The sequence below is a fragment of the Pseudomonas abyssi genome (genome assembly GCF_002307495.1).
Taxonomy (GTDB): Bacteria; Pseudomonadota; Gammaproteobacteria; order Pseudomonadales; family Pseudomonadaceae; genus Halopseudomonas; species Halopseudomonas abyssi.
Genome location: NZ_NTMR01000026.1, coordinates 65,683 through 89,325 on the forward strand (window position 1 = coordinate 65,683; position 23,643 = coordinate 89,325).

22 protein-coding genes are annotated in these 23,643 nt (G+C 60.0%); 11 read left to right on the top strand and 11 right to left on the bottom strand.

Annotated features, from left to right (window positions below):
• Positions 1 to 279 precede the first annotated feature (279 nt).
• Together CNQ84_RS16920 and CNQ84_RS16925 are read left to right on the top strand one after the other, a co-directional pair.
• Complete coding sequence (locus CNQ84_RS16920; RefSeq protein WP_096006019.1) at positions 280 to 1,878, top strand: isocitrate lyase; 1,599 nt, start codon at positions 280 to 282, stop codon at positions 1,876 to 1,878.
• A gap of 149 nt (positions 1,879 to 2,027) precedes the next feature.
• Complete coding sequence (locus tag CNQ84_RS16925; protein ID WP_096006020.1) at positions 2,028 to 2,492, top strand: acyl-CoA thioesterase; 465 nt, start codon at positions 2,028 to 2,030, stop codon at positions 2,490 to 2,492.
• A 65-nt stretch (positions 2,493 to 2,557) separates the two neighbouring features.
• Here the strand turns inward: CNQ84_RS16925 and CNQ84_RS16930 are convergent, their stop codons facing one another.
• The 6 genes from CNQ84_RS16930 to ppsA all read right to left on the bottom strand — a co-directional run bounded on the left by CNQ84_RS16930 (position 2,558) and on the right by ppsA (position 8,339).
• Complete coding sequence (locus CNQ84_RS16930; protein ID WP_096006021.1) at positions 2,558 to 3,520, bottom strand: OmpA family protein; 963 nt, start codon at positions 3,518 to 3,520, stop codon at positions 2,558 to 2,560.
• A gap of 90 nt (positions 3,521 to 3,610) precedes the next feature.
• On the bottom strand, positions 3,611 to 4,198 hold the full coding sequence (gene sigX, locus CNQ84_RS16935) for an RNA polymerase sigma factor SigX (RefSeq protein WP_096006022.1): 588 nt from the start codon (positions 4,196 to 4,198) through the stop codon (positions 3,611 to 3,613).
• Positions 4,199 to 4,234: 36 nt separating this feature from the next.
• Positions 4,235 to 5,056, bottom strand: a complete 822-nt coding sequence (locus tag CNQ84_RS16940) for a mechanosensitive ion channel family protein (RefSeq protein WP_096006023.1) — start codon at positions 5,054 to 5,056, stop codon at positions 4,235 to 4,237.
• Positions 5,057 to 5,092: 36 nt separating this feature from the next.
• Positions 5,093 to 5,347 carry a hypothetical protein gene (locus tag CNQ84_RS16945; protein WP_065336142.1) on the bottom strand — a complete coding sequence of 85 codons (255 nt, stop codon included), beginning with the start codon at positions 5,345 to 5,347 and terminating at the stop codon, positions 5,093 to 5,095.
• A 101-nt stretch (positions 5,348 to 5,448) separates the two neighbouring features.
• Positions 5,449 to 5,937 carry a ribonuclease E activity regulator RraA gene (gene rraA / locus CNQ84_RS16950; RefSeq protein ID WP_096006024.1) on the bottom strand — a complete coding sequence of 163 codons (489 nt, stop codon included), beginning with the start codon at positions 5,935 to 5,937 and terminating at the stop codon, positions 5,449 to 5,451.
• A 32-nt stretch (positions 5,938 to 5,969) separates the two neighbouring features.
• Complete coding sequence (gene ppsA, locus CNQ84_RS16955; RefSeq protein WP_096006051.1) at positions 5,970 to 8,339, bottom strand: phosphoenolpyruvate synthase; 2,370 nt, start codon at positions 8,337 to 8,339, stop codon at positions 5,970 to 5,972.
• A 154-nt stretch (positions 8,340 to 8,493) separates the two neighbouring features.
• Here ppsA and ppsR point away from each other — a divergent pair, with 154 nt between their 5' ends.
• The gene (gene ppsR, locus CNQ84_RS16960; protein WP_096006025.1) at positions 8,494 to 9,312 is read left to right on the top strand and encodes a posphoenolpyruvate synthetase regulatory kinase/phosphorylase PpsR; all 819 of its coding nucleotides are present in this window, start codon (positions 8,494 to 8,496) and stop codon (positions 9,310 to 9,312) included.
• A 23-nt stretch (positions 9,313 to 9,335) separates the two neighbouring features.
• On the opposite strand, the gene CNQ84_RS16965 is transcribed toward ppsR, so the two are convergent.
• On the bottom strand, positions 9,336 to 10,370 hold the full coding sequence (locus tag CNQ84_RS16965) for an AraC family transcriptional regulator ligand-binding domain-containing protein (protein WP_096006026.1): 1,035 nt from the start codon (positions 10,368 to 10,370) through the stop codon (positions 9,336 to 9,338).
• Between the two features lie 4 nt (positions 10,371 to 10,374).
• Positions 10,375 to 11,292, bottom strand: coding sequence for a GGDEF domain-containing protein (locus tag CNQ84_RS16970; protein ID WP_096006052.1), 918 nt, complete (start codon positions 11,290 to 11,292; stop codon positions 10,375 to 10,377).
• A 317-nt stretch (positions 11,293 to 11,609) separates the two neighbouring features.
• Between CNQ84_RS16970 and CNQ84_RS16975 the strand changes: the two genes are divergently transcribed.
• The 7 genes from CNQ84_RS16975 (at position 11,610) to CNQ84_RS17005 (ending at position 20,338) form a co-directional block, all read left to right on the top strand.
• Entirely contained in the window at positions 11,610 to 14,120 is a 2,511-nt protein-coding gene (locus tag CNQ84_RS16975; protein WP_096006027.1) for a TonB-dependent receptor, read from the top strand.
• A gap of 56 nt (positions 14,121 to 14,176) precedes the next feature.
• On the top strand, positions 14,177 to 16,099 hold the full coding sequence (locus tag CNQ84_RS16980; protein ID WP_165771319.1) for a phytase: 1,923 nt from the start codon (positions 14,177 to 14,179) through the stop codon (positions 16,097 to 16,099).
• A 56-nt stretch (positions 16,100 to 16,155) separates the two neighbouring features.
• Positions 16,156 to 16,833, top strand: coding sequence for a protein TolQ (gene tolQ / locus CNQ84_RS16985; RefSeq protein ID WP_096006029.1), 678 nt, complete (start codon positions 16,156 to 16,158; stop codon positions 16,831 to 16,833).
• Between the two features lie 12 nt (positions 16,834 to 16,845).
• A complete protein-coding gene (gene tolR / locus CNQ84_RS16990; RefSeq protein ID WP_096006053.1) occupies positions 16,846 to 17,286 on the top strand; it encodes a protein TolR in 441 nt (146 codons plus the stop codon).
• Positions 17,283 to 18,080: an energy transducer TonB gene (locus tag CNQ84_RS16995; RefSeq protein WP_096006030.1), complete on the top strand. Its 798-nt coding sequence runs from the start codon at positions 17,283 to 17,285 to the stop codon at positions 18,078 to 18,080. The genes tolR and CNQ84_RS16995 overlap by 4 nt, the downstream gene beginning before the upstream one ends.
• A 7-nt stretch (positions 18,081 to 18,087) precedes the next feature.
• Positions 18,088 to 20,052: a PhoX family protein gene (locus CNQ84_RS17000; protein WP_096006031.1), complete on the top strand. Its 1,965-nt coding sequence runs from the start codon at positions 18,088 to 18,090 to the stop codon at positions 20,050 to 20,052.
• Between the two features lie 127 nt (positions 20,053 to 20,179).
• Positions 20,180 to 20,338 carry a YqaE/Pmp3 family membrane protein gene (locus CNQ84_RS17005; protein ID WP_083725226.1) on the top strand — a complete coding sequence of 53 codons (159 nt, stop codon included), beginning with the start codon at positions 20,180 to 20,182 and terminating at the stop codon, positions 20,336 to 20,338.
• Here the strand turns inward: CNQ84_RS17005 and CNQ84_RS17010 are convergent.
• Positions 20,273 to 21,523 carry an ABC transporter substrate-binding protein gene (locus CNQ84_RS17010; RefSeq protein WP_096006032.1) on the bottom strand — a complete coding sequence of 417 codons (1,251 nt, stop codon included), beginning with the start codon at positions 21,521 to 21,523 and terminating at the stop codon, positions 20,273 to 20,275. The two genes, CNQ84_RS17005 and CNQ84_RS17010, sit on opposite strands and share 66 nt — an antisense overlap.
• Before the next feature lie 158 nt (positions 21,524 to 21,681).
• On the opposite strand from CNQ84_RS17010, the gene CNQ84_RS17015 reads away from it, so the two are divergent.
• Positions 21,682 to 22,104, top strand: a complete 423-nt coding sequence (locus tag CNQ84_RS17015) for a DUF411 domain-containing protein (protein ID WP_096006033.1) — start codon at positions 21,682 to 21,684, stop codon at positions 22,102 to 22,104.
• Positions 22,105 to 22,117: 13 nt separating this feature from the next.
• Here CNQ84_RS17015 and CNQ84_RS17020 read toward each other — a convergent pair whose 3' ends face one another.
• Both CNQ84_RS17020 and CNQ84_RS17025 read right to left on the bottom strand, forming a co-directional pair.
• On the bottom strand, positions 22,118 to 22,471 hold the full coding sequence (locus tag CNQ84_RS17020; RefSeq protein ID WP_090475081.1) for a YkvA family protein: 354 nt from the start codon (positions 22,469 to 22,471) through the stop codon (positions 22,118 to 22,120).
• A gap of 33 nt (positions 22,472 to 22,504) precedes the next feature.
• The gene (locus tag CNQ84_RS17025) at positions 22,505 to 23,560 is read right to left on the bottom strand and encodes a GGDEF domain-containing protein (RefSeq protein WP_096006034.1); all 1,056 of its coding nucleotides are present in this window, start codon (positions 23,558 to 23,560) and stop codon (positions 22,505 to 22,507) included.
• Positions 23,561 to 23,643: the final 83 nt, after the last annotated feature.

Consider the following 23,643-nt stretch of genomic DNA (forward strand, 5'->3'; position numbering starts at 1 on the left):
GTTCGATGCGTGTCTTTACAGCCCACAAGGCCGAATGACGAGGTGGCGACTGGAACCAAGTTGTCCTGAGGGACGGGGAAGCAATTTAAGCTGCACAGTTGACGCCAGCAGGCAAACGCCATTACCGATGGCTTAGCGCTCGCACGACTGTCACCTCCTCCCCTCTTGGCACCATGCCAGTCTCCCCCTTTTCATACTGTCCTTTGAGCGTAACCGCAGCAGCGGAGCATTGGGTCGACAAATCGTGCTGAACCTAACGCAAACTTTGAAGGATTGACCATGTCAGCTTATCAAAACGACATCAAAGCAGCTGCCGAGCTGAAAGAACAAGCAGGTAGTGGCTGGAGCGCTATCAACCCTGAGTCCGTCGCTCGCATGCGCGCACAGAACCGTTTCAAGACCGGTCTGGACGTTGCCAAGTACACCGCGGCCATCATGCGCAAAGACATGGCTGAGTACGACGCCGACTCTTCTGTCTACACCCAGTCCCTGGGTTGCTGGCACGGCTTCATCGGTCAGCAGAAGCTGATCTCCATCAAGAAGCACCTGAAGACCACCAACAAGCGCTACCTGTACCTGTCCGGCTGGATGGTTGCTGCCCTGCGTTCCGAGTTCGGTCCGCTGCCTGACCAGTCCATGCACGAGAAGACTTCCGTTGCCGCTCTGATCGAAGAGCTGTACACCTTCCTGCGCCAGGCTGATGCCCGTGAACTGGACCTGCTGTTCACCGCCCTGGACGCTGCTCGCGAAGCTGGCGACCAAGCCAAGGCTGCTGAAATCCAGTCCCAGATCGACAACTACGAAACTCACGTAGTGCCGATCATCGCCGACATCGACGCCGGTTTCGGTAACGCTGAAGCGACTTACCTGCTGGCCAAGAAGATGATCGAAGCGGGTGCCTGCTGCATCCAGATCGAAAACCAGGTTTCCGACGAGAAGCAGTGCGGTCACCAGGACGGCAAAGTAACCGTTCCGCACTCCGACTTCCTCGCCAAGATCAACGCTGTTCGCTACGCGTTCCTCGAGCTGGGCGTTGACGACGGTGTTATCGTTGCCCGTACCGACTCCCTGGGTGCCGGCCTGACCAAGCAGATCGCTGTCACCAACGAGCCGGGTGACCTGGGCGACCAGTACAACAGCTTCCTGGACGGTGACTACATCTCCAGCGCTGACGACATCCAGAACGGCGACGTTGTAATCAAGTCCAATGGCAAGCTGCTCAAGCCCAAGCGTCTGGCTTCCGGCCTGTTCCAGTTCCGCAAGGACACCGGTGTTGACCGCGTTGTTCTGGACTGCATCACCAGCCTGCAAAACGGTGCCGACCTGCTGTGGATCGAAACCGAGAAGCCGCACGTTGGTCAGATCGCTGACATGGTTAACCGTATCCGCGAAGTCGTCCCGAACGCCAAGCTGGTTTACAACAACAGCCCGTCCTTCAACTGGACTCTGAACTTCCGCCAGCAGGTATTCGATGCCATGGCTGCAGAAGGCAAGGACGTTTCTGCATACGACCGCGCCAAGCTGATGAGCGTTGAGTACGACGAGACCGAACTGGCTCAACTGGCTGACGAGAAGATCCGTACCTTCCAGGCCGATGCGTCCCGTGAAGCAGGTATCTTCCACCACCTGATCACCCTGCCGACTTACCACACTGCTGCGCTGTCCACCGACAACCTGGCAAAAGGCTACTTCGACAAGGAAGGCATGCTGGCGTACGTCAAAGGCGTTCAGCGTCAGGAAATCCGTCAGGGTATCGCCTGCGTCAAGCACCAGAACATGGCTGGCTCCGACATCGGCGACAACCACAAAGAGTACTTCGCTGGCGAAGCTGCTCTGAAAGCGGGTGGTAAAGACAACACCATGAACCAGTTCGGCTAATAGCTGACTGGCTCAGAGCCAACAGGCTCGGTGTCGAAGAAGGGGCTGCCACTGGCAGCCCCTTTTTTCTGTAAAGCATCAAACTGCTCAGGTAGAATGCGCAGCACTTCTGCCCCACTACGGTTCACGCAACAAGGCATTATTCAGTTATGGCACGCCTGCAACTCGACTTTCCCGAGAACCAGTTTTACTTCACCACTCAGCTCACGGTGCGTATCACCGATATCAACTCGGCTAACCACCTGGCAAACGACTCAATGATCTCGATGATCTCCGAGGCTCGTGCGCGCTTTCTGTATCAGTTCGGCATCGAGGAAGTCAGCGAGAAAGGCGTCGGCATCATCGTGACAGATCTGGCCACGACCTACCTGCGCGAAGCTTTCGCTCGCGACGCCCTGATCTTTGAAGTCGGACTGATGGACCTGAACAAGTACGGCGGTGACATCATCTTCCGCATCAGCAAGGCCAGCAATGGCGAGCTGGTGGCGCTGGCCAAGTCCGGCTTCGTGTTCTTCCATTTTGCTACCGGCAAGGTTCGCCCCATGCCCGAAGACTTTCGCCTGCGCTTTCCCGGCGTCAACTCGGTCGAACCTGAAGACAACACTGACGACTAAAAGCGCGTTTTCCGAACACAAAAAAACCCGGCCAATGGCCGGGTTTTTTCTGCTTGGGAGAAGTGTTACTTCACTTCAACCTGCGCTTCGACTTCAGCTTCTACGCGACGGTTCATCGCGCGGCCTTCATCGGTAGCGTTGTCAGCAATCGGGCGAGCCTCACCGTAACCGGCGGAGCTAACACGGGAGCCGTCTACACCTTCGCTGATCAGAGCTTCACGTACCGCATTGGCACGACGCTCGGACAGGTTCTGGTTGTAGGAATCGCTACCAACGGAGTCGGTGTGACCTTCAACGGTAGTGGTAACCGAAGGATAGGTCTTCATGAATTCAGCCAGGCTCTGGATGTCTTGACGGAATTCAGGACGGATGGTGTCTTTGTCGAAATCGAACAGCACGTCCAGCTCAACGCGAACCGACTGCATTTCCGGAGCGGGCGCCGGAGCAGGTGCCGGAGCAGGTGCCGGAGCGGGTTCAGCCACTGGCTCAGACTTGGAGCCAAAGTTGATACCCAGGCCTACACCAGCTTGCCATTCGGTATTGCCGTGATCAAAACCGTACAGCGCATCAACGCCGGCCTTCACGAAGAAGTTTTCGTTCAGGTAGTTTTTGATGCCCACGCCAGCCATCGCCATAGTGGTGCGATCATCAGTGTTGTCGCTATCGGCTTTCAGCTCCTGGTGAGCCAGGCCAGCTGAGATGTACGGCAGGACATTGCCAGTGCCGAAGTGGTAAACAGCTTCAACCTGAGCCAGTTTGCCTTTGACATCTTCACCATTGGCCTCGTCTACTTCGAGGTTTTTGTACTTACCCAGGCCGATGTTCAGCAGCGTGTTGTCGCTGACAAAGTAGCCCAGGCTGCCACCCACCAGGGTGCCATCGTTCAAACCGTACATGCTGTCGGTGAAGTAGCGGTCAGCAAAGGCCTCAACCTCTACCGAGCCGGCTTTGCCAGCAGCCAGCGCAGACATACTGGAGGCAGCAACCGCGGCACCAACAACGAGACCCACAGTGTTTTTCAATTTCATCTTTGAATCCCCATCAAATCCATTAAGACGTTTAGCTTTCGCAAAACTCCGACAGAGTATAGCTGAATATCGCTAATAACTATACAAGCCTTATATGAAAGGACTGTCAATCTGGTTTCGCAACTTTTCCAAAGCACGCTTGTAACGCATCTTTGTTGCGCTCAAGCCCATGTGCATGATGTCGGCGATTTCCTGGAACTCCAATTCCGCGACAAACCGCAACACCAGAATTTCCCTGTCGATCGGATTGACGTGAGCCAACAAGCGGCTCAGTCCTTCCGACCCTTCGGATGTGCTCGCTTCCTGCTCCTCGCCCTCTTCCTGAGGATCGAGACTGAGCGCATCCATCAGCCGACGCTTTCGCTTGTCCTTGCGATACTGGGTAATGCACTCGTTGTAAGTGATGCTATAAAGCCACGTTTTAAATTTGGCCTTACCCTCAAACTGCTTGAGGCCGTGCAACACTTTAAGCATTACTTCCTGGCAAACATCGTCTGCGTCGCGCTCGTTACCTAAATAACGAACACAGACGTTAAACAAAGTTCGCTGATATCGCCGCATCAGCTCCTCATAGGCAGTTGTGGTGTGAATTAGTTCACTTTTTGCCTTGAGAACCAGCGCGTCATCATCAAGATCGGCTGGGTTATAGCGGCGCGGTGTTCGGCTCTGCGTGGTCAAGGTACCAACATCTTCCGTTATCGGCTAAACCGGCGCTCAGCGCCGCACCCGCTGCTCGATCAGCTCGCGATTGGCAACCGAAATCAGCTGCCCGTCAGCGTTCAGAATCTGGGTTTTGACAGTGCCGATTTCCTCTATCACGCCCTCGACGTCACCCACTGCAATGTCATCACCCGGCTGATACAGCTCGCGGACATAGATGCCGGCGATCATCTGCGCGACCAGATCGCGACTGCCAAGACCAAGCGCCAGAGCCGCCGCCATGCCGAAGGTGATCAGTACGATGGCGATCACCATGTTCAGCAGCGCCGTCTCGATCTGCAACTGGCCGATAGCCAAAGACACGGTAATGATGACCAGCAGCCCCTGTACAAAGCGGCCAATGCCGTTGGCATACTCCACACCGACACTCTCGGCCGTACCACGTACAACCCCGTTTGCCAGGTGCGACAGCAGCAGGCCACCCAACAGAATCAGCGCTGCACCAACCACTTTGGGCAGATACAGGGTGATGGCATCCAGCGTAGACGAGACTCGGGCCAGGCCGAGCGACTCGGACGCCGACACAACAAAGGTCAAGAGGATGAACCAATAGGCTACCTTGCCCGTGATGGCCGAGACCGGCATGTTGATGCCGATACGTTCGAGCATCTTATTGACGCCCGTGCCGCTCATCAAACGGTCAAGCCCGAGCTTGGCCAGCCCCTTGCCAAGCACCGCATCGGCAATTTTGGCCACAACCAAACCAAGCAGAATGATGATCAATGCAGCGATCAAGTCAGGAATAAAGGACGCTACCTTGCTCCACAGCGTGGTCATGGCAGCAACGAAGCTTTGGCTCCAGACGTCGAACTCCATGGCAGAACTCTCCAGATTTGACAGATGAACCGCTCGTTAGAGCTCAGGCGATTGGGAATTGTCGGCATCTCGCCGCGTCGGACGCGCATGCTTCAAGCCGCGCGCGCCTCCCTCGGACAGCACCCAGCCCCAGCGGCTGAATAGCTCCAGCAGGTCGCCCGCGGCGCCGTGCAGGTGCGCCCGGTGCAAGACACTATCCAAGCGCTGGTCATCACTGCGCCGAGCATGATTGTCCGTATCGTCTTGCAGCATGGCGCGCAATGCGCGCTCCAGGGAATCGTCGTCTGACATAGCGGTCTCCGGGCAGGTTGGCAGCACTTGAGCACCAGCTATAACGCAGCAAGGGGGAGGTATTGCTACGCTCCCCCTCGCCAACTGGTGCCAGCAGGCCGTTACTCGGGCATGCTCAGCGCCGTGGGTGAAACAATAATGCCGTTGTTATCGGCATAGACGTACTCACCCGGGCGGAAGGTCACGCCGCCAAAGGTCACCACAACGTTGAGGTCACCGATACCGCGTTTGTCGGTTTTCATCGGATGGCTGGCCAGCGCCTGGATACCCAGAGCCGTTTGCGCCAACACATCGACGTCACGGACACAGCCGTAGACAATGATGCCTTCCCAGCCATTTTTGGCGGCCTTCTCGGCCAGCATGTCGCCCAATAGCGCGCGACGCAGGGAACCACCGCCGTCAACGACCATGACCTTGCCGGTACCGTCCTGGTCAACCTGCTCCTTGACGATGGAGTTGTCCTCGTGACATTTCACGGTGACGATCTGACCACCAAAGGAGTCGTGACCACCGAAGTTGCTGAACATCGGCTCAACCACCGCGACATCGGGGTAGGCATCACACAGGTCCGGCGTTACGTAGTGCTGCATGGCATTCTCCTTGAACGTGAAGGTAAACCCGCTTACTTGCCATTCTCGGCGAGGAAGAACCAGGTGTCCATGACCGAGTCGGGGTTCAGGGAGACGCTCTCGATGCCCTGCTCCATCAGCCAGCGCGCCAGATCAGGATGGTCGGACGGCCCCTGACCACAGATGCCGATGTACTTGTTGGCGGCGCGGCAGGCCGCGATAGCATTGCTCAGCAGCTTCTTGACCGCAGCATTACGCTCGTCGAACAGGTGAGCGATGATGCCGGAGTCACGGTCCAGGCCCAGTGTCAGCTGAGTCAGGTCGTTGGAGCCGATGGAGAAACCGTCGAAGTGCTCCAGGAACTCTTCAGCCAGCAGCGCGTTGGCGGGAAGTTCGCACATCATGATCAGGCGCAGGCCGTTTTCGCCACGCTTCAGACCGTTTTCACCCAGCAGCTCGACAACCTGCTTGGCTTCGCCGACGGTACGCACGAACGGGATCATGATCTCGACGTTGGTCAGGCCCATTTCGTCGCGCACGCGCTTCATGGCGCGGCATTCCAGTTCGAAACAGTCGCGGAAGGAATCGCTGATGTAACGCGAGGCGCCACGGAAACCCAGCATCGGGTTCTCTTCTTCCGGCTCGTACAGCTTGCCGCCGATCAGGTTGGCGTATTCATTGGACTTGAAGTCGGACATGCGCACGATGACCTTCTTCGGCCAGAACGCGGCGGCCAGGGTGCTGATGCCCTCAACCAGCTTGTCGACGTAGAAATCGACCGGTGCGCTGTATCCTGCAATGCGCTTCTGCACGTTTTCCTTGACGTCCGGCGGCAGGCTGTCGAAGTTCAACAGTGCTTTGGGGTGCACGCCAATCATGCGGTTGATGATGAACTCCAGGCGGGCCAGACCAACACCTTCATTGGGCAGGTTGGCAAAGTCGAACGCACGATCCGGGTTACCCACGTTCATCATGATCTTGAACGGCAACTCCGGCATGGCATCGACGCTGTTGGTTTTGACGTCGAAGGACAACTGGCCGGAGTAGATCAGACCGGTATCCCCTTCGGCGCAGGAAACAGTCACTTCCTGACCGTCTTTCAGCTCGCTGGTGGCGTTGCCACAGCCCACCACAGCCGGGATGCCCAGCTCGCGGGCAATAATCGCCGCGTGGCAGGTACGACCGCCACGGTTGGTGACGATGGCGCTGGCGCGCTTCATCACCGGCTCCCAGTCCGGATCGGTCATGTCAGAGACCAGTACGTCACCGGGCTGTACCTTGTCCATCTCGGCAACGTCATTGACGATACGCACGCGGCCGGCACCAATGCGCTGGCCAATGGCACGCCCCTCAACCAGAACGGTGCCCTTTTCTTTCAGCAGATAGCGCTCCATGACGTTGGCGCTGCTGCGGCTTTTAACGGTTTCCGGACGAGCTTGCACAATGTACAACTTGCCGCTGTCACCGTCTTTGGCCCACTCGATGTCCATCGGGCGACCGTAGTGCTGCTCGATGATCACCGCCTGCTTGGCCAGGCTGACCACTTCTTCTTCACTCAGGCAGAAGCGGCTGCGATCGGCCAGATCAACGTCGACGGTCTTGACCGAGCGGCCGGCCTTGGCTTCATCGCCGTAGACCATCTTGATCGCCTTGCTGCCCAGGTTGCGGCGCAGGATCGACGGACGATCAGCGGCCAGCGTGGGCTTGTGTACATAGAATTCGTCAGGGTTGACCGCACCCTGTACAACGGTTTCACCCAGGCCATACGCGCCGGTGATGAAGACCACATCGCGAAAGCCAGACTCGGTGTCCAGGGTGAACATGACGCCGGCAGTACCGGTTTCAGAGCGCACCATGCGCTGCACGCCGGCAGACAGGGCCACCAGCTTGTGGTCGAAGCCCTGGTGTACGCGATAGGCAATGGCGCGATCGTTGAACAGCGAGGCAAATACTTCCTTGGCCGCGTAGATCACGTTGTCTACGCCACGAATGTTCAGGAAGGTTTCCTGCTGACCGGCGAACGAGGCATCAGGCAGGTCTTCGGCGGTAGCGGAAGAACGCACGGCGACCGCCAGGTCAGGATTGCCTTCGGAAAGGGTTTCAAAGGCATCACGGATGGCCTTGTCCAGCGCCGGCGGGAACTGCGCATCCATCACCCACTGGCGAATCTGGGCGCCGGTCTGGGCCAGGGCGTTGACGTCGTCGACGTCGAGTTTGTCCAGCGCAGCATTGATGCGGTCGTTCAGACCACTTTGCTCGAGAAATTCCCGATAGGCCTGTGCAGTGGTTGCAAAGCCACCGGGAACCGATACGCCGGCATTGGCCAGGTTGCTGATCATCTCACCAAGCGAGGCGTTCTTGCCGCCTACCCGCTCGACGTCGTCAACACCCAGCTGCTCGAAGGACACTACGTACTCTAACAAGGTGATCTCTCCGTCAATCAATTAATAAATCTGGCGGCAGCAGCATACTGGCCTGCCTGCTGCAAATGCGCCACAATGCCGTTCACCGGGGGACACGCAGGCCAAAGGTCCGGGTCATCCTGTCTACGAGAGACGACATATTAAGGCTTCGTAAATGAAACGCACTGCTTTTTTCATTTCTGATGGTACTGGCATCACCGCCGAGACGCTTGGCCAGAGCCTGCTGGCGCAATTCGAGAACATCCAGTTCACAAAGTTGCTGCGTCCCTACGTGGATACCGTGGAAAAAGCGCGTGACATGGTACAACAAATCAATGCCGCTGCCGAGAAAGATGCGGCCCGGCCGATCATTTTTGACACCGTCGTCAATGACGAAATTCGCCGAGAGCTGGCCAAGTCCCAGGGCTACATGATCGACATTTTCTCGACCTTCCTGGCGCCTCTGGAACAGGAATTGGGCGACGGCTCGTCCTATTCGGTCGGCAAGACGCACTCGATCCAGCACAACACGCACTACAAAGACCGGATAGACGCGGTGCACTACGCCATGGACAACGACGATGGCGCCCGCACCCACCACTACGCCCAGGCGGACATCATCCTGGTGGGCGTATCGCGCTGCGGCAAGACACCCAGCTGCCTGTACATGGCGCTGCAATACGGCATCCGCGCCGCCAACTACCCGCTGACCGAGGACGACATGGAGCGTCTGCAACTGCCCAAGGCGCTGAAAGAGCACAAACACAAGCTGTTTGGCCTGACCATCGATCCTGATCGCCTGCAAGGTATTCGCAACGAACGTCGCCCCAACAGTCGTTACTCCAGCTTTGCCCAATGTGAGTTTGAGGTGCGCGAGGTGGAGAATCTGTTCCGCAAGGAGAACATCCCCTACATCAACTCGACGCATTTCTCTGTCGAAGAGATCTCCGCCAAGATCCTGATGCAGATGGGCATTGAGCGACGTCTTAAGTAATCGCTTCAAGCACCTGATCTAATTCAACTTTCCAACCAGATTCGCAGACTGTCAGGAGACTTCCCGGTCAGCCTTTTCAGCAAACGGCGGAAGTTGGTGCGGTCGCTGACCTGTAGATTGGCGGCGACCTGATCGTGGCTGTAGCCACGGCTCTGATAGAGCTCCAGCGCACGCTGGGCGTGAACGCTGTCGAGGATCGACTGGAAGCCTGTTCCGTCACGCTGCAAACGCCGTTTGAACGTCGCGGCGCTGAGCATGAAGTGATCGGCCACCTGTTCCTGACCGACACGGCGACCACCCTCCAGGTAAAGATGATCGAATACCGCCTCGCTCAGGCTGTCGCTGGCGGGTAGTCCCTGCAGTATCTGTCGCGTCTGCTGCGCAGCGATCTGCTCCAGCATCGCCGAGGCAGCCACCGGCTTGCGCACCACATACTCGCGGGGCAAGCGCATACAGCTGACAGGCGCTTCAAAACGCAGCCGCTCCCCCATATGAACCCAGTACTGCTCGACGTAGTCCGGCTGCGCCCAACCCAGCTGGTATTCCCACGGCAGCGCCTGTCCCACCAGGGAGCGACCCAGGCTGGTCACTGCGGTCATCCCCGCTTCCAGCAAAAACCGCCGATTACGCCCTAACCCAAAAGTCTCTCGCCAGTAAAGGTAGACGTGATGATCATCCAGATGCAGACGCGGTGCCAGCAGAGGGCTGAGCAAGGCGCGGCAACTCGCCAGACGCTCCAGCGCCTGCAACAGCGTATCGGCATGCAGCAACAGATTGCTGGCGGCGCCGTAGTGTCCTGGCAGCAAGCGTTGACCAAGCAGGAAGCTACTATCGGCAGCATCCAGCAAGGTGCGGGCGTTATCGAGCAGGCGCAGATACTGCGCGGCACTCAACCGCGTATCCGGCAGCAACAGGTCTTCGTAAAACAGACCGCTGCCACGCAGCAGTCGATGGCTGTCAATGCCGCGCCCCAGCGCGAGGTCGATCAGACAGGCTGGCTGGTGACCGGCGAGAATCACGCGCGAGTCGATGTCTAGCCAGGTAGCGTCGCTGCTCATCGCCTCAGGCCCGCTTGCGCTGCAACGTCTGCTTGGCATGCGCCAAGGCCAGATTAGAGCGTTTCAGCAACGACTCCGCGTCATCGTGGCGTGCCATCAAGGCTACGGCTGTCGCCGTCAGCACAATACGCTCGCCCTGTACGCTGCTCTTGCAGGCCAGGTGCGCGATGGATTGGCTCAGCTCCTGCGCGAGCACCTGCGCCTGCGCTTCCAGGGTATTGGGCAGCAGTACGGCAAAGCGGTCACCCGCCAGACGGCAAAGCAAGTCATGTCGACGCAGATTGAGCAGCATCTGCTGACACACCAGTTGCAGCACCCGGTCCCCTTCCTGGTGGCCGTAGCGCGCGTTGATCTGGTTGAAGTCGTCCAGATCGACAATCACCAGCGACAGCGGCTGCTGACTTTCCTCGGCCTGAGGCAGGGCAACGGCGAGCTGGCTGCGTAAATAGCCCGCTCCAGCCAAAGGCGTGACCTTGTCAAACTGCCGGTGTTCGCGAAAATGCCGTTCACGGTTGATCATTTGGGCATTGATGGCCAGTTGCTCACGGTGCCAATGGTAGATACCGACGGTCAGCAAGATGAAGCCGATCGGCATGGGCGCGGATTCCAACCAGTGATCCCAGGTCCAGGCTTCCGGCAGCGCAACAAACTCATCCAGCGTGTCCATCCACAAAGACAGGAATAGACAGGACAGGCCGACAAACAGCAGGTTGGTCACCCGCCCCGAAGGTCTCCCCTTGAGCATCAGCGCGAGCCACAGCAGCACCAGCAACGCCGACCCACCCTCCCCGGCAATATCTGTCCAGTCCCAGATGGATGCCGACTTAAGGTCTCCAAGGCTGAGATACAGCAGTAACCCGGCGTTGGCGACCAGCAGCAGTCCGGCCCATTTCAGCCGGTGCAGAAAAAACATTGAGTTCATCAGCATCTCTCGCAAGCACAGTGGCGCCAGCTGACCAAACCAAGATGACGCTTGTATTGCAGCGCAGCGGGTCAAATTGGCTCATGCCAGTGCGCGTCTGAGCATCATTTTTCTGCAGCAAGCGGCCAGAAGCCCCGGAACAGAGGCGCCAGGTAGCCGAAAACCGGGTCAAATCAGCTCATTTTCGCCGCTTATTGCGGTCCATCGCCGGCAAATCAGGCCACCCTGGCCAACACTGTCACAGAAACGCCATCTGCCCTGCCTAAGTTCCCCTCCCCAACGGGACACGAAACCCATTTCGCCAGGAGAGGAACCCCATGTCTGCCCGCCATTCACGTCTGCACGCAGGCTTTCGCATCAGCACGCTAGCCCTTGCCATCGCCGGCAGTAGTGCCAGCTGGGCGCAAGCCACCACCGAGGTCATGACCATCATCGGCCAAGCCGCCCAGATGGAACAGGCGCTCGAAGAACAGCGCCTGTCCAACAACACCGAGAGCGTGGTGCACGCCGACGCCATCGGCCAGCTACCCGACGACAACGCCGCCGAAGCGCTGCAGCGTGTCCCCGGCATTTCAGTAGAGCGCGATCAGGGTGAAGGGCGCTTTGTTCGTGTTCGCGGTCTGGGCGCCGACCTGAACAGCGTGACCATCAATGGCACCCTGGTGCCTGCGCCAGAAAGCGACCGCCGTGCGGTCGCCATGGACGTTCTGCCCAGCGAGCTGATCCAATCGCTGTCAGTGGTCAAGACCCTCACCCCCGACATGGACGCCAACTCACTCGGCGGCACCATTGAGGTCGAAAGCCTATCGGGCTTTGACCACGATGAACTGTTCTACAGCCTATCCACTGAAGCCAGCTACGACGACAACACCGGCGACACCAGCCCCGAGGTTTCCGGTGCCTTCAGCAACCGCTTCAGCGTCGGTGACGGCGTCGACAACCTGGCCATTGCCGCCGCCCTGAGCTGGGCGGACCGCAGCTTCGGCTCCGACAATGTGGAAACCGGTGGCGCCTGGGACTTTGACGACCCGGCCGGCGCGCGCCTCGAGGAGCTCGAAGAACGCCGCTACGACATCAATCGCGAGCGCGCGGGTGTCGGTTTCAACGTCGACTACCGCCCCGACGAAGACACCGAGCTGTATGTGCGCACGCTGTATAGCCGCTTCAAAGACAGCGAAACCCGCCAGGCGAACATCATCGAATTTGCCGATCCGCAGCTGCCCGGTGAGCGCGGCGATGCCGAAGGCAGCCGGGAGATCAAGGACCGCGAGGAAACCCAGGAGATCAAGAGCCTGGTACTCGGCGGCGAGCGGCAGCTGGGTGTCTGGAAGGTGGCCGCCCAATATGGCTACAGCCAGGCCGAAGAAGACAGCCCGCTGCACACACCGGGCGCCGTGTTCGAGGGCAACGACGACTTTCTCAACGCTGGCTACAACGACAGCAAGCAACCCAATGTGAGTGTCGATAACGCCTTCTACGATCCAGCCAATTTCACCCTGGCCGAAATCGAACGGGAAAAAGGGCTGACCACCGATACGGAACAGAACATCCGGCTTGACCTGACCCGCGACTGGTTCATGGCTGACCTGCCCTCGCAGCTGCAGTTTGGTGCCAAGTTCAGCACCCGCGAAAAGGACAATAACCTTGATGTCTGGGCCTACGAGGACTTTGACGCCTACGGGTTCACCGACGACCAGCTCAGCCTTGCGCAATTTGTCAGCGGCACCACCCGTCTTGGCCCGAAGATCTCCGCCAGCGCGCTGGAGCGTCTGCTCAGCGGTCTCAATCCGGCCGATTTCTATGATGATGAAGAGTCGCGCATCAACGATTTCACCATCCAGGAGAACATCAACGCCGCCTACCTGATGAACACCGTCGACATTGACGACCTGCGCATCATTGCCGGCCTGCGCTACGAAGGCACGCGCCTGGAGACCGAGGGGACCGGCCTGAATGAAGGCGTATTCGAAAGCGTTGACACCCGCAACAGCTATCACCACTGGCTGCCCGGCCTGCATGCCATCTACCAGCTTGGCGCCAACAGCCAGCTGCGTGCCAGCTGGACCAACAGCGTGGTGCGCCCCACCTTCGGCCAGCTGTTCCCGGGCTTCGTCATTGACGGCAATGAGGCCGAGTTCGGCAACCCCAACCTGAAGCCGCTGGAGTCGAGCAACCTGGACTTGGGTATCGAGCATTACATGGGCCGCGCCGGCGCCGTCTCGGCCTTTGTTTTCTATAAGGACATTGAGAACTTCGTCTACGACGCTGACCTGGCAGGCACCGGCGAGTACGCCACCTATGACGAGGCGATGACCTACGTCAACGGTGACAGCGCCACGGTCTACGGTCTTGAACTGGCCTATGCACAAAAGTTCAGCTGGCTGCCGAGCCCCTGGAACGGTCTGCTGGTCAACGCCAATACGACCCTGAGCCGATCCGACGCCGACATCGAACAGTTCAACCCGGATACCGGGCGCATGCAGTCGCGCAGCATCGACCTGCCGGGCCAGTCGGATCTGACCGGCAACCTGACTCTCGGCTGGGAGAACGACCGGCTAAGTCTGCGCGTCTCGGCCAATTACAAATCCGATTACCTGGACGAAGTGGGCGATGTGCTGGACAAGCGCTACGACTACCGCGTCGACGACCAGCTGTTCGTCGACCTCTCGGCCAGCTACTTCCTGACCGAGCATCTGCAAGTCTTCATGGCCGCCCAGAACATCACCGACGAGAGCTACTACGTCTACACCGGCGACCGCAAATACAACGCCCAGTACGAAGAGTACGGCCCAACCTACAAGGTCGGCCTGACCCTCACCCACTTCTGAGCGACTGCGGCGGGCCGCCAAACCCGCCGCTACCCGACAGATCAATGAGAATCCCCATGCGTCCAGTAACATCCATTATCGCGGTCGTTGGCAGCACACTGCTGCTGGCTGCCTGCACCGAGCAAGACAGCAGCGAGCGCCCGCAACCGCAGGCAGCAACGACTGCCGCGCCTAGCGAACTGGCCCTGCAGGTCCGCAGCGCCAACGGCATCAGCGCGCAGCACCTGATCGCTGGCGACCTGACCGGCAGCCTGGTCATCAACAGCCAGGGCATCCAGCGGCTCGACAGCAACGACAGCCCGGTGGCCGCCGCCCTGCCCGGCTACTACGACACGCTCGCCGTAGCGCAAGACGCTGCAGGCCTGATCGCCGCCAGCCACGATCTGCAGCGGGATCAACCCGTCATTCTGCGCTGGAACGCCGCTGGCGCCGCGTCCGCGCCTGAATACCTGCCGAGCACTGGCTACCCGTTGGAGGATCTGTGCTTTTATCAGGATCAGAGTGACCATCGCTATCTGTTCCTGATCGGCGAAGAAGGCCTGGGGCAGCAATGGTTGATTGGCGAACAGGGCGGCCCCTCGCGCCTGGTACGCAATCTTCACCTGCCGGTAGGCGCGAAGTCCTGTGCGGTAAACAGCGCGCTGAGCGCCTTGTTCATCAGTGAAGAAGAGGTTGGCATCTGGCAATACGCCACCCACCCCGAAACCGACAGCACTCGCCGCATCGTTGACCTGATCCACCCGTGGGGCGCGCTACCCGAAGGACCGGAAGGGCTCGCAGCCAGCCCAGACGGGCTGCTTGCACTGGACACCGGCAGCAACAGCCTGCACCGCTATCGCTGGCAGCAGGAGCAGTGGCAACACGACAGCTGGCAACTGACCGAAGGCAGCAAGCCCGAACAGCTATCAGCACGCACGGTGAATGACACACTGCAGCTGTTGATTACGGACGACAGCGGCGTCCAGCTACTCACCGAGCTGACCGGCGTCACCCGCCCTGCTGCCGCAGCGTCACTGCCCGAGGTAGTCGCCCTGGCGCAAACGGAACCCGTGCCCCATGGCGGCGACGCCGCCGACGACCCGGCAATCTGGACGCACCCAAATATCCCTGAACTTGCCCGGGTGCTGGGTACGGACAAACGTGGTGGCCTGGGCGTATACGACCTGCAGGGGCGTGAGCTGCAATACCTGCCGGTCGGCCGCATCAACAACGTGGACCTGCGCAAGGGCTTTACCCTGGGCGAGCGGGAGATTGACCTGGCCGTGGCCTCCAATCGCGACCGCAACAGCCTGGAACTGTTCGCCATTGATCCGGCGAGTGGGCAGGTAAGCGGGCTGGGCGACCTGCCTACCGAGCTGACCGATATCTATGGTCTGTGTATGGCGCAGAGCCCGGAGGGGGCTGTCTACGTCATCCCCAACGACAAGGACGGGCGCTTTATCCAATACCGGCTCGATGGCAGCAGCGGGCTGGTCACCGCCAAGGCTGTTCGCCAGTTCAAGACTGAAACCCAGCCAGAGGGATGCGTGGCTGACGATGCGCGCCAACGCCTGTTCATTGGAGAAGAAGGCGTCGGCATCTGGACCCTTTCGGCCGCAGAAGACCAGCCCACAGAACTGACCGAAGTTGCCCGTCTCAGCAAGCTGCTGCACGACGACGTGGAAGGCATGGCCGTTTACCAGCACCAGGACCGCCCCTATCTGGTCGTTTCCAGCCAGGGTAACGACAGCTACGTGGTGTTTGATGCCGTGCCGCCCTACACCGCTCGCGGCGCCTTCCGCATTGGCCTGAATGCGGCGGACGGCATCGATGGCGTATCGGAAACCGATGGCCTTGAAGTCAGCTCCGCCGACTTTGGCGTCGCCTGGCCCGGTGGCCTGCTGGTTGTGCAGGACGGCCGCAAGCGTCTGCCCGAAGGCAACCAGAACTACAAGCTGGTGCCCTGGCAGCCCATCGCCGAGCTGCTGCAGCTGCCCTGAACCTTCCTATTCAACCGATACGACAAGACCGGCCACTCGCCGGCAGAGAGGCAACTATGAGTGCAACCGATCACAGCATCTGGAGTCTGGTGATGGAGGCCAGCCTGCTGGTCAAAGGCGTTATGTTAACGCTGCTGCTGGCATCCATCGCCACCTGGTTCCTTATCGCTCAGCGCGGCCGCCTGTTCGCACAGGCGCAGGCCGCACTCAAGCAGTTTGAAAATCAGTTCTGGTCAGGTACCGAGCTGGCTCAACTCTATCGCCTTGAAGGCAGCGCCCCCGGTGTTGAGCAGATATTTCGCGCAGGCTTCAAGGAATACACCCAGCTGAACCAACGTGGCAACGGTGAGCCTGAGGCGGTGATGCAGGGCGTACAGCGCGCCATGCGGGTAGCGATCTCCCGGGAAGAGGAACGACTGGATCGTCATCTGCCGTTTCTTGCCACCGTCGGATCCGTCAGCCCTTATATCGGGCTGTTCGGCACCGTTTGGGGCATCATGAATTCGTTCATCGGCCTGTCCCAGGTCCAGCAGGCGACCCTGGCCACCGTTGCGCCCGGCATCGCCGAGGCACTGATCGCAACCGCCATTGGTCTGTTCGCCGCCATTCCGGCCGTTATCGCCTACAACCGCTTCAGTACCCGCAGCGAGAACCTGCTTGGGCACTACTACAACTTTGCGGACGAGTTCAGCGCCATTCTCCATCGTCGCCTGCACAGCCAGCACGCGGGGTAAGCCGTCATGGACATGCGAGCAACCAGAACCAAGCGCAAGCCAAAGGCAGAAATGAACGTGGTGCCCTACATCGACGTCATGCTGGTGCTACTGGTGATCTTTATGGTCACCGCGCCAATGATGACGCAGGGCGTGCAGATAGAACTGCCCAAAGTGGCTGCCGAAGCGCTTGAGCCGGACAACGCCGCCTCGATCGTGACCTTGTCGGTCGACGCTGGCGGTGGCTATCACTGGAATCTTGGCGAGAACGTTGAGACCGATAACTACGAGCACAGCGCCGCGACGCTGGACGACCTGACTCACGAGCTGTCCGCTGTCACCAGCACGCAACCGGACACTCAGGTCTTTATCCGCGCCGATGCTGCCGCCGGTTACGGTTTGGTTGTAGCCGCCATGGCGGCGCTGCAGCAGGCGGGCATCAGCCAACTCGGCCTGATTACGGAAGCACCATGAGCACAGCAAGCCCTATTCTGACCGACGCAGAGCACCGCTGCAGCGTGCCCGGCGAGGAACGCAGCAGCATGGCCCTTCCGCTGCTGGCCACCGCGCTGCTGCATACGGCGATTGCGGGCATGCTGTGGCAGGGCTGGGCGCCGGCAAGTCTGCCTCCCGCAGCGCAGACGCCCAGTCTGCGTACACAGCTCATTACCCTGCCCACACCGCAGCCCGAGCCGGTAGTCGAGCCGCCCGCGACAGCGCCGCCGCCTGAGCCGGCCCCGCCGCCACCAGTGGTCGAAGCCCCTGCCCCCGAACCGGTAGTGGACGAAGCGGCCGTTGCCCGCCGACGGGTGGCCGAGGAGCAGCGACGGCAGCGCGAGCTGCAGGAGCAGCAAGAAGCGATAGAGCGCGAGCGCAATGAACAACAGCGAGTGGCGGAGGCGGCCGCAGCGGAACAACAGGGCCGCGATGAACTGGCGCGGCAGCAGGCCGAAGCGCGCGCCGCAGCAGAGGCTGCAAAAGCCGCAGCCGCGCGGCAGTATCGTCCACTCAACAAACCCGAACCTGACTACCCCCGACGCGCCCTGGCGCAGAAGCTGGAGGGAGATTGCACCGTCGAGTACGACGTCACAGCCAGTGGCCGTGTGGACAATCCGCGGCTGGTGGAAGGCGCCTGCGATAGCCCATTGTTCGCGCGCCCTTCGCTGGCTGCCGCCAAGGATTTCATCTATCAACCCCGCCTGGTCGATGGCCAGCCGGTTACCGTAGCCGGAGTGCGTAACACCTTCCGCTACCGCTTGTCACAGTGAGGCATGCATGAGTTGGCCCAACCCGGAATTTCACAGTCAGCTGGAAGCAGTCGACGACCACTCGATCAATCCAACCAGCAGCCATGGCCTGGACAGCGTCGCCCTCAGCCGGCGCACGCTGCTCAAGGGCCTGGGTGCCGCCTCATTGGCGACCCTGCTGCCATCACTGCTCAGCGCGTGCAGTACGGGCAAGAAGCCCCAAGCCACTCTGCTTGGTTTTCAATCAGTTGCAGCACAAACCTCCAGCACATTCGATTCTGTAGTCGTGCCAGCAGGTTACCAGGCCACCCCCTTCTTCAGCTGGGGCGACGCCGTCTTGCCCGGCGCGCCGGACTGGCACAGCGATGCCAGCAACAGCTGGGAAGACCAGCAAATGCAAGCGGGCGACAACCACGACGGCATGCACTACTTCCCCTTTGCCGACCAGCCCAACGAACACGGCCTGCTGGTGGTCAATCACGAATACGTCAACCCGACGCTGCATCCTGAGGGCATGCAGTTCACCGCCGGGCCTGACAATCGCCGGGAGCGGCCCGCCGAACAGGTGCACAAGGAAATAGCGGCGCATGGCCTGAGCATTATAGAAATCCGGCGCAACGCCAACGGCCAATGGCAGCGGGTTGCAGACTCACCGTTCAACCGCCGTATTACGGCATCAACGCCCATGGCCGTCAGCGGGCCGCTGGCCGCTCACCCGACGATGCGCACCGAAAGCGACCCTACCGGACTCGAGATTCTGGGCACCATCAACAACTGTTCGATGGGCGCGACACCCTGGCAAACCTATCTGGCCTGCGAAGAGAACTTCCACAACTACTTCGTCAACCGCGACGAAGCCGATTACGACGCACGCCCTACCCATAAGCGCTACGGAATCGGCCTGGGCGGCAGCAGCCGCTACTACGCCTGGGAGGCAATCGAGCCGCGCTTCAACGCAACGCCCGACGCCAGCCGTCCCTATCAGGGGCATGTCAACGAACCCAACCGCTTTGGCTGGGTCGTCGAAGTAGATCCATTCGACCCGGATCATACGCCGCGCAAACGCACGGCCATGGGCCGCCTTGGCCGCGAGTGCGCCACCTGCGTGATCGACGACAACGGCCACATGGCGGTGTACTCCGGCGATGACGCGCGCGGTGAATACGTGTACAAATTCGTCCCGCAACAGCCCTACAGGGCTGGTGACAGCGCCCACAACCGCGACCTGCTGGACGCTGGCACACTCTACGCAGCCCAGTTTGACGCCGATGGGCGTGGACGGTGGCTGCCGCTGCGCTGGGGTGAACCCGGCCTCACGCCGGAAAACGGTTTCGCGGATCAACACGCAGTTTTGCTCAACGCCCGCGGCGCTGCTGATGCCGTCGGCGCGACCCCGATGGATCGACCCGAATGGGTCGCATCACACCCGACGACCCGCGAGATGTACGTCAGCCTGACCAACAACACCGAGCGCGGCAAGACAGACCCGACCGACGCTGCCAACCCCCGCGAGGAGAACGTCCACGGGCAGATTCTGCGCTGGCGCGAAGACGGCGCTGACCCATGGGCAACTGAATTCGAATGGGAGCTGTTCGTCCTGGCCGGCGAGCGCCAGAAAGCGGATGGCAGTGTTACGCCCAATCGCATCGGCAACATCAACGGCGACCTGTTTTCCTCACCGGATGGCATGGCCTTTGACCCGGACGGTCGCCTATGGATCTTGACCGACGCCGACGAAGAAGCCCCCTACACCGCCGACATTGGCTGCAACCAGATGCTCTGCGCCGACCCAGCCAGCCGTGAAATACGCCGTTTTCTGGTGGGCCCGCGTGGTGCCGAGATCACCGGTATCACCTGGACACCGGACGCCCGCGCCATGTGGGTCAACGTCCAGCACCCAGGCATCAGCTACCCGGCCAGCGACGGCAAAACACGCCCGCGCTCGACAACAGTGCTGATCACCCGAGAAGACGGTGGCGTCATCGGCAGCTGAACAATCGGCCGCCAAGCGAGTCACACAAGGAAGCGCTGATCCATTTCATCCGCCCTCTGCGCGCTTTCGGGCCTGAGGGCATGCGGAACCAATCAACGCTTTCTTCCACTACAAAAGGAAATGACACATGGACCTGATTCGCATCCTGATCGCGATTTTGCTGCCGCCCCTCGGCGTATTTCTGCAAGTCGGTTTTGGCGGCGCCTTCTGGCTGAATATCCTACTGACGCTGCTCGGCTACATTCCCGGCATCGTGCACGCCGTTTGGATCATCGCCAAGCGCTGACCCGCGTGCGGTTGAGCGCAGTGTCGCGACTCGCGCAGCGCTCAACCAGTTGCCGATGGAGAAGTCGTACCCCTTCAGCGCCGGGTTGCATACCTTGCTGAAACGGCAATAGTCCACCTCGGGGTGCCCTGCGGCCAGGTAGCCTAGATAATCCTGTGCCATCTCCTGATCAAACAGCGCAAACATGCTCTTGCTCATCTCCAGACCGTCCGACTCGGCAAAATCGACACCATTGTGGTAGTCGTACAGCACCACCAGCGCCCAGGCCGCAGCCAGGTGGTGACCACCCACCATGACATGCAATTCGCCATTGAGCAGCGCCCGAGTGGCCCTTTCGGTCATGTTGATCGTCGATAGCAACACGTCCTGCCCTGGCACCCGGCCGCTGGCGCGTACCCCATCGCTGGCGCCAAAGGCCATCAGATCGCTGCCGGTCCAGATCAGGCGGGTGTGTGGATAACGGTCAAGCAAAATAGGGGTTTGATAGCGGGCCAGCTCCTGCTGCCAATCGCCATATACATTCTGCCGCAACCGCACACGGGGGAAACGGCTGACAGCATGCACCATTCCTCGTGTGCGCCGCTGCGAGCTGTCGGTGCCTCGGTCACCGGAGATCGCCACCAGCTCGAGTACGTCATCTTCTGTCCCTGGCCAGCGCGCTTGAGCCTCCTTGATCAGAGCACGCGCACTGAGGAACCCGGCCTCTTCAGCGTCAGGCACCAGGCTGCCAAGCCAGTACTGAAAGCGCTGACGCGGGTACCCCAGCAAGTCACGCTCTTTGGGTTGCACACCGTTGTAGGCGGTAAAAATGGGAATGCCCGCGCCCTCAGCCAGTTCCAGCTGGCCCGGCAACACCTGTTTATCAGCGGTAACCAGCAGGTAGTCAGGCCGTTGCTCGACTGGGCGCTCTGCCACGTCACGCAGCAGACTCAGTTGGGCCAGGTGATCACGTTCAGCGTGCAGCAGCTCCAGCTCAATGCCCAACGAGGCGGCGGCGTGCTGCAGCCCCTCATCGGCATCGCGCCAGAAAGGCTCGTCCAACTTGCCTGGGCTGACAAACACCACATGCATTGCCCAGGAGGGCTGGGCCAGGATCACGCCCAGCAAGAGGATCGCCGAGGTAAACAGGCAACGAGGGCGCCCGTGCGGGCACGCGACGAAATAGGACGGAAAAGAAAGGGTCATGCAGTATTAACACACAATTTGAACTGGCAGCCGGCGTGACACAGGCCACTCGACGAACTAGCCTAGGCGACCGTATAAGATACCAGAAGTGGCCACCCTCTGGGGTATCATCGGTTGATACCCTGGCGCTGCGGTGCCACGCACCTAAGGAGCCTTGAATGATGAAAACCCTGCTCGCCGGCGGCTTGCTTTTGATCGGTGGTCTAGCCCAGGCCGCCAGCATCGACGTCTACCGTGATCCCAATTGCAGCTGCTGCCACGCCTGGATCGAACACCTGGAAGCAAACGGGTTTGAGGTCACGGACCACGTCACCCAACAGGTTGTGCCACTCAAGCAACAGCTGGGCATCACGCCAGATCTGCGCTCGTGCCACACTGCCGTGTATAAAGACATGTTTATTGAAGGACATGTGCCAGCCAGCGATATTCTGGCCCTGGATGCCGCAGAGAATGTGCGCGGCCTTGCGGTTCCCGGCATGCCGATAGGCTCACCCGGCATGGAAATGGGCGATCGGCGGGACAACTACGACGTGATTGCGGTAGGCAGCGACGGGCAGCGGCGGGTGTTCAACCGCCACTGACCCAAGTGATAGCTCAACGACCTTCGAACACTTCCTCGATGTGCGGGCCGAACCAGCTTTCGGCTCGCTCACGCGCCTGGATCTGCACATCGCGGTCAATATACATGGCGACCATGGCCAGCGCAGATGCAAACACCCCCAGGTCATCGGTAAACCCGACCAGCGGCGTGAAATCCGGAATCGCATCCAGAGGAGCAATAAAGTACGCCAGCACACTGACAATCACTGCCTTCGCCCACGTAGGAGTCTCGGGGCGCCGCGCCGCGTAATACAGGCAAAGGGCCTTCTCCACGACTTCACGGCCTGCCAGGCGGGCATGATTGGACAATTTTTGCCAGAACTCTCGATCAGTAAAAGTCGATTTCATGATGACTGACTCCCATTGGCTGCCAGTAACGGCTCAACCCTGATGGTAATCAGGTCGTCCGGTGGCTGCAACCGCCCGATTGGGTGCGGTGGGCCGGATGACCGTCTGGTCGCGACCCGCGCGCTTGGCGTCGTACATGCACTCATCGGCGTGTTTCAGCCAACCATCACGGTCAACATGGCCCCGTAACAGACTGCCGCCGATCGATACCGTCACAGGCGCCCCATCCGGTCGCAGCAGCTGATTGCGCACCCGCTGCTGCACATGCTCGGCAATCGCTTCCAGACTGATCAGATCAGCCTTGGGCACCAGCAATACGAATTCCTCTCCACCGAGGCGAAACAGCCTGTCCGATGGGCGGCATACCTCACGGACACAATCGACAAAATCGACCAACACCTGATCACCAGTGCCATGTCCAAAGCGGTCATTAATCTGCTTAAAGTGATCCAAATCGAGTACCAGCAGGCCAAAATCGATGCCGTGACGCTTGCTATCGGCCATGGCAATATCCAGCTCGGCATCCATGGTGCGCCGGTTGCCGATACCGGTCAGCGGATCGATGGTGGCCTGGCGGGCCAGCAGTCGGCGCTGAACCCGGGCGCGGTAAGCAAACACAAAGGCAAACAAGCCTGACAGCAGACAGGTGACGACAAAGGACGCCATCTGGTAATGACTCTCGAATACCCGCTCCGGGTGCAACCAGCCGTAAACGCATATCGCCACCAGCGTGCTCATCGTGGCAATCAGGCTCTGCAAGGGCGGCACAACAAAAAAGTTGAAGAGAATCAGGACATACATCCAGAACAGGCCGTTGGCACCCAGCTTCACGGAGACCAGAAAGGCACCAGCAGAATAGATCAGCGCGAGAAACTGCCCGGGCCGAATGGTATCCCCTGTGCGCCAGGCATACACCACGGCAAGCAAGGTGCTGACCACCAGAAAGGTATCGGTGGCCCCCACCAGCCAGCTGCCTTCGCCGAGCCGGAAAACCGCGTAGGGGGAGACGCCGACGACAGCCAGCAGGCCGACGAGCGTGATGATGGAGAGCTGAAAGTCGTCCTTCAGCCTGGACCAGAATGTCCGCATGCAGTGAACTCTGCAGTTGTTGTTTTTGTGGTTACAGCGATCATGTGGCAGGCCGCACAACACACTTCAGCCCGCCACTCAGT